The following is an 11,708-nucleotide window of genomic DNA, read 5'->3' as shown; positions in this document are numbered from 1 at the left end:
CCCGTTACCGAGAGATCGGTACGGCGGGTTCGGCGAGCGGTCCGGGGAAACGGACCGGGAGCAATCCCGGCACCGCGCCCCGGGCCGACTCAACAAGCGGATGCGGCGGAGGCCGGCCTTGCGGAGGAGCGTGGTGAAGGCGCGGGTGAGGTTGGTCGGGTCGATCGGTCTGCCCTGGGGAGTGGTGAACACGTGCCCGCTGTGCTGCCACTCGGTGCCTGCCGCATGACGGTCGCGCTGCTGCTGCTTGCGGTGGACCTTCAGTGGCTGGAAGCAGCCGGCGGGGAGGGCGATGCGGCGTTCAGGGGCCCAGATCTTGGGGGCGGCGTGGTGGGCCCGCCTGCCTTGGCGTGCTGAAGGTTGCGGCGGGCGGCAGCGATACCGGTATCGAGGTCTTCCCGGCGTAGACCGAGGAGTTCGCCCTTGTGGAGTCCGGCACGGAGGGCGAGTTCATGCAGCGCGTGGAGCCGATCTCGGTTCGGGCCGTGCCGAGATGGCCGGCGGGCTGCTGCCGCAGTGAGGGGCTGGAAACTTCTCGGCGGGATGTGGTTCCCAGGGCCGGACGACTACCGCTGGAGCCTGCGGCTCGTCAGGTGCCCCGTCCGCTTCGGTGAGGGGCAGGGGTGGGACGTGCGAGCGTCGGGCACCGGACTTCGGCGGGTCCTCCGCCCGCCCGGTGGACCGTGCCCGCCTCCTCGCGGGGCGAGTCGGTCCTGTTGAGATGATCAGCGGATGAATCCCACCAGTAGGCGTACCCTCCTGGCCTCGGTGGCGGCTGCGGCCGCCACCCTGCCCCTGCTCAACGACCTCGCGGGGAACGGCAGCACCGCCGCTGCGGCCGAAGCCGAGGAGTTCGCGTCGAACGCGGCGCTCTACAGCAGCACCGACTACGAAGAGGGCGTCAACTGGATGCGCCGCTTCCGTTGCGGTGCCCCCGTGACCCTGAACGACTACGCCAAGGACCCCGCGGCAACCGCCCCGCTCAGCGTCCTCACCAGCGCCCCCGTCCGCAGTACGGCGATCATCGCCCCGCACGGCGGCGGCCTCGAATCGGGCACCACCGAACTGTGCCTCACCATCGCCGGTTACGACCGTGCCGAACCCGGAACCGAGCCGACGCCGGACACGAGCACCCCGGGCGCGGTGCAGCGTGACTACTGGATGTTCGAGACGCTGACCGCGTCCCGGCCCGCCCCCGTCAAGTCCCTCCACGTCACCTCGACCCACTGTGACGATCCTGCCGCCCTGGCGGTCTGCAGCAACAACCTCTATGCGGTCTCCCTCCACGGCTACAAGCCGGATGACGCCCCGATGGCCAAGCGGATCCTCATCGGCGGCCGGGACCAGCGGCTGATCCGCAACCTGGAGTGGGCGTTCGACCAGTACGGACTGAACTCCTCGCTGGGCGTCGAAGTGGTCGTCGCGGGTGCCAACGTCGAGCTGAACGGCGACGACCCGACCAACATCGTCAATCGGACGCGCACCGGAGCCGGTGCCCAGCTGGAGACCTCCACCGAACTGCGCAGGGCGATGTTCGGCACCTTCGGCAGCGGCTCCGGCCGCCGGGGGACCGCCGGCGTGGCATCCTCCACCGCGCCCGACGCCCCCGCGTACTGGAACGGCTTCGTCAACGCCGTGCGCGAGGCCATCGACCGCCACGAGCGCGGCCTCGACGCCCCGCAGTAGCGCGGTCCCCGCGAGCGGAACGGCCCGCACGCAGACGACGAGGCCTCCGCTCCGGTCCGGCTTCCCTCCGGGCGCACCTCCCCGTCCCGATGTGATCGCCGGGAGGAGGAGGCGGCGGGGCGACGAGGCACGATCTGTGCCCCTCCGCCCCTCCGCCCCGGGGCGTCCTCAGCCCACCAGGCTGTCCCGCCAGGCCTGGTGGAGGCCCGCGTAGTGGCCCTCGCCCGTCACCAGGGCGGACGGGTGGCCGTCCTCGACGATCCGGCCCGACTCCATCACCAGGACCCGGTCGGCGACCTCGACCGTGGAGAGGCGGTGGGCGATGACCACCGCCGTGCGGCCGGCCAGCACCGTGTCCATCGCCCGCTGCACGGCCCGTTCGCCCGGGACGTCCAGCGAGCTGGTCGCCTCGTCCAGGATCAGGACCGCCGGGTCGGCGAGCAGGGCGCGGGCGAAGGCGACCAGTTGGCGCTGGCCGGCCGAGATCCGGCCGCCGCGCTTGCGCACGTCCGTGTCGTAGCCGTCCGGGAGGCTGCTGATGAACGCGTGGGCCCCGATGGCCCTCGCGGCCTCCTCGACCTCCTCGCGGGTGGCGTCCGGGCGGCCGATCGCGATGTTGTCGGCGACCGTCCCGGAGAAGAGGAAGGCCTCCTGGGTGACCATGACGACGCCGCGCCGCAGCTCCGGGGTCGCCAGTTCGCGCAGGTCGACGCCGTCGAGCAGGACCCGGCCGTCGGTCGGGTCGTAGAAGCGGGCCAGCAGCTTCGCCAGCGTCGACTTGCCCGCACCGGTCGCGCCGACCACGGCCACCGTCTGACCCGCCGGGATCGTCAGGTCGAAGCGGGGCAGGACCTCGCCCCCCGTCCGGTAGGCGAACCGGACCCCGTCGAAGACGACCTCGCGGCCCGGGGCGCTCGACCGCCGGGGGAGCTCCCGGGGCGCCTTCGCCTCGGGAACCCCCGGCTCCTGGGCGAGCAGACCCGCGATCTTGGCGAGGGAGGCCGCCGCCGACTCGTAGGAGTTGAGGAACATGGCGAGACGGTCGATCGGGTCGTACAGCCGGCGCATGTAGAGCACCGCCGCGGCCAGTACGCCGAGTGCGAGGGTGCCGTCCGCGACCCGGTACGCGCCCCACAGACACATCCCGGCCACCGCCGTGTTCGCCACCAGACGGGAGCCGACCACGTAGCGGGCCATTTCGAGGAGGGCGTCGCCGTTGCTGCGCTCGTGCCGGTGGTTGAGGACCGCGAACTCGGCCTCGTTGGAGCGTTCGCGGCGGAACGCCCGGACCGGGCGGATGCCGTTCATGGTCTCCGCGAACTTCACGATCACGCCCGCGATGGCGGTGGAGCGTGCCGAGTAGACCGCGCCCGCCCGCCGCCGGTAGCGGCGGACCAGCAGGGAGAGGGGGAGGAAGGAGGCGACCGCCACCGCGCCGATGCCCAGGTCCAGCCAGAGCAGCACCAGGGAGATCGAGACGAAGGAGAGGACCACCCCGATGAGTTCCTGGAGACCTTCCGAGAGCAGTTCGCGCAGCGATTCGACGTCCGTGGTCGAGCGGGAGATGAGCCGGCCGGAGGTGTAGCGCTCGTGGAAGTCGACGCTCAGCAGTTGCGCGTGTCGGAAGATCCGACCGCGCAGGTCCAGCAGCACGTCCTGGTTGATCCGGGCGGAGCCCCGGACGAAGGCGTACTGGAGGAGGCCCGACAGCGCGGCGCACAGCAGGTAGCCGAGGGCCACGGCCACGACCGGCCCGTGGTCCCCGGCGCGGAAGGCGGGGACGCCGCGGTCGATGGCGTACGCGACGAGCAGCGGGCCCGCTTGGACCGCCGCCTCCTTGAGGAGGAGGGCCAGGGCCGCGAGGACGACCCTGGTGCGGTGCGCGGCGAGCAGCGACCGCAGCAGGACCCCCGTCGCGCCGCGCGGCGCGGGCAGGTCGTCCCGGTCGAACGGATCGGTCACGGGACCGGCCGCCGAATCGGTTGCGACGCCGCTCACGGAACCGCTCACGGAACCGCTCACGGGATCGGCCGCCGGACCGCTCACGGAGCCGGCCGCGGCGGTGTCCAAAGTCGTCGGCGTCGGCGTCGGATCCGGCGTCGGCACCGGTGTGGTCCCCGTCATCGCTGCTCCCCCTCGCCCGACATCAGCCAGGCGTACTCCTCGCTGCTCCGCAGCAGTTCCTGATGGGTGCCCACGGCCGTGATCCGGCCCCCCGACAACAGGGCCACCCGGTCGGCCAGCATCACCGTCGACGGGCGGTGGGCCACGACCAGGGCGGTCGTCTCCCGCAGCACCTCCCGCAGGGCGGCCTCCACCCGTGCCTCCGTGTGGACGTCGAGCGCGGAGAGGGGGTCGTCCAGGACCAGGAACCGGGGTTTGCCGACGACCGCGCGGGCCAGGGCGAGCCGCTGCCGCTGGCCGCCGGACAGGCTCAGGCCCTGCTCGCCGACCTGGGTGGCGGTGCCCTCCGGGAGGCGGTCGACGAAGCCGTCCGCCTGGGCGACGCCCAGGGCGCGCCGCAGCTCCTGCTCCCCGGCGTCGGCCGCGCCCATCAGGACGTTCTCGCCGATGCTCGCGGAGAAGAGGGTCGGTTCCTCGAAGGCCATGGAGACGAGGGAGCGGAGCCGTTCCCGTTCCATCAGGGAGGTGTCCTCGCCGTCCAGCAGGATCCGGCCGCCCGTCGCCTCGTGCAGGCGCGGTACGAGGGCGGTGAGGGTGGTCTTGCCGGAACCGGTGCCGCCGACGAGGGCGAGGGTTTCGCCGGGTCGGATGTGGAGGTCGATGCCGTCCAGGACGGGCGGAGCGTCCTCCGGGGCGTCCGGGTAGCGGAACGTCACCTTCTCGAAGCGCACGCCGTCCGGGGCGTCCGCGGCGGTGGTGGTGCCGGCCGTGGTGCGGGTCTCCTCCTCGGCGTCCATCACCTCGAAGTACCGCTCCGTGGCCGTCGCCGCCTCCTGGCTCATCGCGAGCAGGAAGCCGATGGACTCCACCGGCCAGCGCAGGGCCAGGGCCGTCGACAGGAACGCGACGAGGGTGCCCGCCGACAGCTGGCCGTCCGCGACCTGCACGGTGCCGAGGACGAGGGCCGCGCCGATGGCCAGTTCCGGTACGACGGTGATGACCCCCCAGATGGTGGCGAGCAGCCGTGCCTTGGCGAGTTCCGTGCCGCGGAGCCGGCCGGCGAACTCGTGGAAGGCCCTGGCCTGGCTGCGGTGTCGGCCGAAGCCCTTCACGATCCGGATGCCGAGGACGCTCTCCTCGACGACCGTGGTCAGGTCGCCCACCTGGTCCTGGGCCGTGCGCGCCACCACCCCGTACCGGCGCTCGAAGAGCGAGCAGACGAACACGAGGGGGATGACGGGGGTGAGGAGGACCAGGCCGAGGGACCAGTCCTGGGCCAGCAGGAGGACGTAGCCGGCGAGGATGGTGACGGCGTTGACCAGCAGGAACGTCAGCGGGAACGCCAGGAACATCCGCACCATCATCAGGTCCGTCGTCCCGCGGGAGAGCAGCTGTCCCGAGGCCCAGCGGTCGTGGAAGGCGATCGGGAGGCGCTGCAGCCGGGCGTACAGCTCGGAGCGCATCCGGGCCTCCACGGCCGACAACGGCCGTGCCACCAGCCAGCGGCGGAAGCCGAACAGGACGGCCTCGGTGATTCCGAGGAGCAGCAGGTACAGGGCCCCCAGCCAGACGCCCCCGGGGTCCCGGTCGGCGACGGGCCCGTCCACCATCCACTTCAACACGAGCGGGATGACGAGCGACAGGCAGGAGGCGACGATCGCGACGGCCGCGGCGGTGAACAGCCGGGCCCGCACGGGCCGCACGTACGGCCAGAGGCGGAGCAGGACGCGGACCGCGGAGCGGTCGGCGGTCCTCGGGGAATCAGGTTTCTCGGGCATCAGGTCCGACCATACGGTTCACCACTGACACGTCTCATCCGGTTTTCCGGCCGACTTGACCCGCGCCACCGAACGGCCTTGACCCGGCGAAGCCGCACGTCACAGACTTGCGCGGTCCCACAGGGGGCATGGACGAGGAGGACACCGAGTGACCACGATCGACGCCTATGGCGACCGCTGCGAGCAACTCTTCCTCGCCGGCGGCGCGGCTGCCGTCCGGCGGGCCGCCCAGGAGGGCCTCGACCGGCTCGGACCCCATCCCGACCTCTACTGCTGGCTCGCGCTCGGCCACGTCGCCGAGGACGAGGACGACCACGACGACAGTGCCGAGCGGGCCTTCCGCGCCGGCCTCGCCCTGGACGGCGACCACCTCGGGCTCCTCGCCGGGTACGCCGAACTGTGCCTGCGCGCAGATGCGTTCGACCATCCGGGGCGCGCCGGCCGGGCCGCTGCCCTGTCCCGCCGGCTGAAGGAGCTCGGCCCCGGGACGGCCGAGGCCGAGCGGCTCGCCGAGGCCGAGCGCTGGGCCCGCCGCGGCTACTGGGACGAGCTGCGGATGGGCGTCGTGCACCAGCGGCTCGCCGTCCAGCAGACGCAGGAACAGGCCCGCGACCTCAGCGAGTCCCTCGCCGGCAGCGGCACCGAAGGGGCCCTCGGCGCCGCCCGTGCGGCCGAGGCCGCCGCTCCCACCGATCGCGGGGCGGCCGTGCACGCCGCGACGGTCGAGGCGCTCGCGGGCCCCTGGAACGCGCCGGTGCGGTTCGTCGGGCGACACCGTCCGGCGGCCTGGGTGGTCGCCATGGTGCTGGCCCTGGTCACCAACCAGCTGCTCCGGCAGACGGGGGGCGTCGACTCCTTCAGCCCGTGGGGCTACCTGTGGCTGGCCCCGGTCCTCCTCGTCGACCGCCGCTTCGCCTCCGCGCGCAAGGAGGCCGAGGCCCGCCACCTGGCCAGGCTGGAGTCGGAACTGGCCGTCCGGTCCTGAGCCCCACCGGCGGCACGGCGGCCGTCCCCGGGGCCCCGGCCGTCCCCAGGGCCCCGGTCAGCCCCGGCCCCGGTCAGCCCCGGACGCGCAGCAGGACCGTCGAGCGTCCGCCCACCGCGATCGTCCCGCCGCCCCGGTGCTCGGTGCCCGGTGCCCGGTCCTGGTCCTCGCGGCCGGTGTCCACCAGGAGTTCGTACGTCTCCGCCCAGGGCGGGCCCGGCAGCCGGAAGTCGAGCGGGTGGGGGCCGGCGTGCAGGACGGCGAGGAAGCTGTCGTCGGTGATCTGCTCGCCCCGCGCGTCCCGGCCCGGGATGTCCCGGCCCGACAGGTAGAGGCCGAGGGTGGCGGTGGGGGCGTACCAGTCGGGCTCGGTCATCTCGGTGCCGTCGGCGGTGAACCAGGCCAGGTCCCGCAGCCCGTCCGCGCCCTGCGGCCGGCCGGAGAAGAAGGCCCGGCGGCGCAGCACCGGGTGGCGGTGGCGCAGGGCGAGCAGCCGGCGGGTGAGGGCGAGGAGCTGGGCGCGGCCGGGGTCGTCCGGGAGGGACCAGTCGAGCCAGCCGAGTTCGTTGTCCTGGCAGTAGGCGTTGTTGTTGCCGCCCTGGGTGCGGCCCATCTCGTCTCCGGCGACGAGCATCGGCACCCCGGTGGAGAGCAGCAGGGTGGTGAGCAGGTTGCGCTGCTGGCGCAGGCGGAGGGCGTTGACGTCGGGGTCGTCGGTCTCGCCCTCCGTGCCGCAGTTCCAGGAGCGGTTGTCGTGGGTGCCGTCCCGGTTGCCCTCGCCGTTGGCCTCGTTGTGCTTGCGTTCGTAGGTGACGAGGTCGCGGAGGGTGAAGCCGTCGTGGGCGGTGACGAAGTTGACGGAGGCGTACGGCCGGCGCCCGCCCCAGGCGTACAGGTCGCTGGAGCCGGAGAGCCGGTAGCCGAGGTCCCGCACGTCGGGCAGCGCCCCGCGCCAGAAGTCCCGCACGGCGTCCCGGTAGCGGTCGTTCCACTCGGTCCACAGGGGAGGGAAGGCACCGACCTGGTAGCCGCCGTTGCCCACGTCCCACGGTTCGGCGATGAGCTTCACCCGCCTCAGCACCGGGTCCTGGGCGATGACGGCGAGGAAGGGGGAGAGCATGTCCACGTCGTGGAAGGACCGGGCGAGGGCCGCCGCCAGGTCGAAGCGGAAGCCGTCCACCCCCATCTCGGTCACCCAGTAGCGCAGGCTGTCGGTGATGAGCCGCAGCACCTGCGGCTGCACGACATGCAGGGTGTTGCCGCAGCCCGTGTAGTCGGCGTAGCGGCGGGCGTCGGACTGGAGCCGGTAGTAGCCGCGGTTGTCGATGCCCTTGAGGGAGAGGGTCGGGCCCAGTTCGCCGGCCTCCGCGGTGTGGTTGTAGACGACGTCGAGGATCACTTCGATCCCGGCCGCGTGCAGCGCCTGCACCATCCGCTTGAACTCGCCGACCTGCTGGCCGGTCGTACCGGACGAGGAGTAGCCGGCGTGCGGGGCGAAGTAGCCGAGCGAGTTGTAGCCCCAGTAGTTGCGCAGGCCTCGGCGCAGCAGGTGGTCCTCGTGGGCGAACTGGTGCACCGGGAGCAGTTCGACCGCCGTCACCCCGAGCCGTACGAGGTGGTCGACCGCCGCCGGGTGGGCGAGCCCCGCGTAGGTGCCCCGGAGGTGTTCCGGGATGCCGGGGTGCCGCCGGGTGAAGCCCTTGACGTGCAGTTCGTAGATGACCGAGTCCGGCCAGGGCGTCTTGGGCCTGCGGTCGTCGGACCAGTCGTCGTCGTCCTGGACGACGACGCCCTTCGGCACGTGCGGGGCGGAGTCGCGGTCGTCGCGGACGGTGTCGGCGACGTGCTGCTGCGGCCAGTCCCGGACGTGGCCGTACACCTGGGGCGGCAGCGGGAAGTCGCCGTCGACGGCCCGCGCGTACGGGTCGAGGAGCAGCTTGGCCGGGTTCCAGCGGGCGCCGGTCCACGGGTCCCAGCGGCCGTGCACCCGGTAGCCGTAGCGCTGTCCCGGTCCGACGCCCGGCACGAATCCGTGCCAGATCTCGTGGGTCAGTTCGGTCAGCGGCAGCCGGGTCTCCGTCCCCCCGGCGTCGAAGAGGCACAGTTCCACCGCCTCCGCACCGCCCGCCCACAGGGCGAAGTTGGTGCCCGCGACGCCGCCGGGGCCGACCCGGCAGCGGGCGCCGAGCGGCGTGGGCGCCCCCGGCCACACGGGGAGCCGGGCCCGCTCCGGGGCAGGCTCCGCTACCGCCTCCTGCTCGGCTGCGCTCGACACCGTCCCGGCCTCCTGCGGCTCGTCGGGCCCGCACCCGGGGCACCGGCGGCGTCCCGGCCGTCGTTCCCGCGGGTGGTTCTCCCTCCTGTTCTGCCCGCACGGCCGTGCTCCCAACATGACCCGCACGCACGTTTCCCCTGGAGGGTGGCCGTCGTTGGGCCGGGCGTGACATGCGTACGGAAGCGGGCGGAGCGCGCCCTGGCGGTGGCGGGACTGGTGGCGGGACTGGCCGGGCTGTCTGCGGGACTCGCGGGCTGCACCGGAGCGGACGGCGGGGGAGGCGTCGGCATCGTCCTGCCGGGCAAGGCGCGGGCCCCGGGGGACGTCATCCGGATCAGCCCCGAGGACGGCAGCCGGGCGGTGCCGGCCGAGGGGCCGGTCGAGGTGAAGGTGGACAGCGGGCGGCTCGAACGGGTGAGCGTCGCCCGGGTGGAGGACGGCCGGCGGACCGAGGTCGCCGGGGAGGTCTCCCCGGACGGCCTGCGCTGGCGGCCCCGGTCCGGGGGACGGCTCGCACTGGCCGCCAAGTACAGCGTGGACGCGGTCGCTCTCGACGCCCACGGGCGTCGTTCCGCCCGGCACACCACCTTCACCACGGTGGTCCCCGAGTCCCGCTTCATCGGCTACTTCAAGCCGGAGAACCGCTCCACGGTCGGCACCGGCATGATCGTCTCCTTCGGCTTCAACATGCCGATCGAGGACCGTGCCGCGGTCGAGCGGGCCATCCGCGTCACTTCGGACCCGCCGGTCGAGGTCGTCGGCCACTGGTTCGGCAAGGAGCGGCTCGACTTCCGCCCCGCCGCGTACTGGCGGCCGGGCACCGAGGTCACCGTCGAGCTCGCCCTGCGGGACGTCGAGGGCGCGCCCGGCGTGTACGGCATCCAGCGCAAGACCGTGGGGTTCACCGTCGGCCGTTCCCAGGTCTCCGTGGTCGACGCCGCCGCGCACACCATGCAGGTCCGCAGGAACGGCGGGGTCCTCGCCACCCTGCCGGTCACCGCGGGAGCGCCGAAGACCACCACGTACAACGGGAAGATGGTCGTCACCGAGCTCTACGACGTGACCCGCATGAACGGGGCCACGGTCGGTTTCGGCGGCGAGTACGACATCAAGGACGTGCCGCACGCGATGCGCCTCACCGATTCGGGGACCTTCCTGCACGGCAACTACTGGGCCGACGCCGCCACGTTCGGCTCCGTCAACGTCAGCCACGGCTGCGTCGGGCTGCGGGACGAGAAGGGCGGCAGCGCCGATTCGCCGGCCGGCTGGTTCTTCGACCGGACGCTCATCGGCGACGTGGTGGAGGTGGTCAACTCCCGGGACAAGGAGGTCGCCCCCGACAACGGTCTCGGCGGCTGGAACCTGGAGTGGGACCGCTGGAAGGCCGGCTCCGCCCTGCACTGACCCCCGTCCGCCCCCTACACCGCCCCCATCAGGTCCACTGGGACTGAACGGTGACATTTACGAGGAACTTTCGTGTCCTGCGGTGTGATTATCTAGCGCTGTGTGCGCGAGTGGATGCACACGGGGGTGGGGCCGTGGCGGAGCCAGGCCGTGCGAGGGGAGACGAGCACAGTGAACCGGCAGCCGATATCGGGGGCATCGGTAGGGGCGACGGGGCGACGCGGCCGACGTGGGGGCGTCAGGCTGCAGGCCCTGGCGGCGGGGGCCTTGCTCCTGGTGCTCACCGCCTGCGGCGGAGGGGGGACCACCGCGGGCGGTGCCGGCGGGCAGACCCCGGCCGCCCAGGGCGGCGATCAGGGGAACGCGGCTTCCCAGGCGGTCGTGACGATCCTTCCGAAGGACGGCGCCGACGCGGTCGCCACCAGTGGGGCCCTCAAGGTCACCGCGGAGCAGGGCAAGCTGACCACGGTCACCGTCGCCGACTCCCAGGGCGCCGAGGTCGAGGGCCGGATCGCGGCCGACGGCTCCAGCTGGACGCCGAGCGCGCACCTGGCCGCGGCCACCCAGTACAAGGTGCACGCGATCGCGACGGACTCCGCGGGCCGCGAGTCGGCGAAGGACATCACCTTCACCACCCTCGTCCCGCAGAACACCTTCATCGGCCACTACACGCCCGAGGACGGTTCCACCGTCGGCGTGGGCATGCCGGTCTCCATCAACTTCACCCGGGGCATCACCAACCCCGAGGCCGTGGAGAAGGCCATCAAGGTGACGGCGGTCCCGGACGTCGAGATCCAGGGCCACTGGTTCGGCAACGACCGCCTCGACTTCCGGCCCGAGGACTACTGGGCGGCCGGCACCAAGGTGACGGTCCACCTCAACCTGGACGGCGTCGAGGGCCGTCCCGGCGTCTACGGCAAGCAGAAGAAGACGGTCAGCTTCACCATCGGCCGCCGCCAGGTCTCCACCGTCGACGCGAGCGCCAAGACGATGAAGGTCGAGCGGGACGGCACGGTCATCAAGACGCTGCCGATCACCGCGGGCGCGCCGTCCACGACCACGTACAACGGTCAGATGGTCATCAGCGAGAAGTACAAGGTGACCCGCATGAACGGGGCCACGGTCGGTTTCGGCGGCGAGTACGACATCAAGGACGTGCCGCACGCGATGCGCCTGTCCACCTCGGGCACCTTCGTCCACGGCAACTACTGGGCGCCCGCCTCCACCTTCGGCTCCTCCAACGTGAGCCACGGCTGCGTCGGCCTCCAGGACGCCCGCGGCGCCGGCGACGGCTCGATGCCGGCCGCCTGGTTCTACGACCACTCGATCATCGGCGACGTGGTGATCGTGAAGAACTCCAAGGACAAGCAGATCAAGCCGGACAACGGCCTCAACGGCTGGAACATGGACTGGTCGGAGTGGACCGCGTAGGAGCGCGTGACGGAGACGGGCCCGG

Annotated in this window: 7 protein-coding genes and 1 pseudogene; 4 read left to right on the top strand and 4 right to left on the bottom strand. The window is 72.6% G+C overall.

The window, feature by feature from the left end; translation table 11 throughout:
* Window positions 1-192: pseudogene (locus ACFW2Y_RS30525) on the bottom strand (hypothetical protein); the annotation flags it as partial.
* Between the two features lie 540 nt (window positions 193-732).
* Between ACFW2Y_RS30525 and ACFW2Y_RS30520 the strand changes: the two are divergent.
* On the top strand, window positions 733-1,686 hold the full coding sequence (locus ACFW2Y_RS30520) for a poly-gamma-glutamate hydrolase family protein (RefSeq protein ID WP_384885573.1): 954 nt from the start codon (window positions 733-735) through the stop codon (window positions 1,684-1,686).
* 168 nt (window positions 1,687-1,854) lie between these two features.
* On the opposite strand, the gene ACFW2Y_RS30515 is transcribed toward ACFW2Y_RS30520, so the two are convergent.
* Together ACFW2Y_RS30515 and ACFW2Y_RS30510 are read right to left on the bottom strand one after the other, a co-directional pair.
* Window positions 1,855-3,810, bottom strand: coding sequence for an ABC transporter ATP-binding protein (locus ACFW2Y_RS30515; RefSeq protein WP_384885571.1), 1,956 nt, complete (start codon window positions 3,808-3,810; stop codon window positions 1,855-1,857).
* Window positions 3,807-5,588 carry an ABC transporter ATP-binding protein gene (locus ACFW2Y_RS30510; protein WP_384885569.1) on the bottom strand — a complete coding sequence of 594 codons (1,782 nt, stop codon included), beginning with the start codon at window positions 5,586-5,588 and terminating at the stop codon, window positions 3,807-3,809. Before ACFW2Y_RS30510 ends, ACFW2Y_RS30515 begins: the two co-directional genes overlap by 4 nt.
* Before the next feature lie 148 nt (window positions 5,589-5,736).
* Here ACFW2Y_RS30510 and ACFW2Y_RS30505 point away from each other — a divergent pair, with 148 nt between their 5' ends.
* A complete protein-coding gene (locus tag ACFW2Y_RS30505) occupies window positions 5,737-6,573 on the top strand; it encodes a hypothetical protein (protein ID WP_384885567.1) in 837 nt (278 codons plus the stop codon).
* 73 nt (window positions 6,574-6,646) lie between these two features.
* Here ACFW2Y_RS30505 and glgX read toward each other — a convergent pair whose 3' ends face one another.
* Window positions 6,647-8,848 carry a glycogen debranching protein GlgX gene (glgX, locus tag ACFW2Y_RS30500; protein ID WP_384885565.1) on the bottom strand — a complete coding sequence of 734 codons (2,202 nt, stop codon included), beginning with the start codon at window positions 8,846-8,848 and terminating at the stop codon, window positions 6,647-6,649.
* A gap of 165 nt (window positions 8,849-9,013) precedes the next feature.
* Here glgX and ACFW2Y_RS30495 point away from each other — a divergent pair, with 165 nt between their 5' ends.
* Entirely contained in the window at window positions 9,014-10,252 is a 1,239-nt protein-coding gene (locus ACFW2Y_RS30495; protein WP_384885563.1) for an Ig-like domain-containing protein, read from the top strand.
* 171 nt (window positions 10,253-10,423) lie between these two features.
* Entirely contained in the window at window positions 10,424-11,683 is a 1,260-nt protein-coding gene (locus tag ACFW2Y_RS30490) for an Ig-like domain-containing protein (RefSeq protein ID WP_384885561.1), read from the top strand.
* Window positions 11,684-11,708 lie beyond the last annotated feature (25 nt).

Origin of the sequence: Streptomyces sp. NPDC058877, from assembly GCF_042742855.1 — a bacterium.
GTDB lineage: Bacteria > Actinomycetota > Actinomycetes > Streptomycetales > Streptomycetaceae > Streptomyces.
Note: the sequence above shows the minus strand (reverse complement) of the source record. Positions and strands in the feature narration are given on the sequence as shown.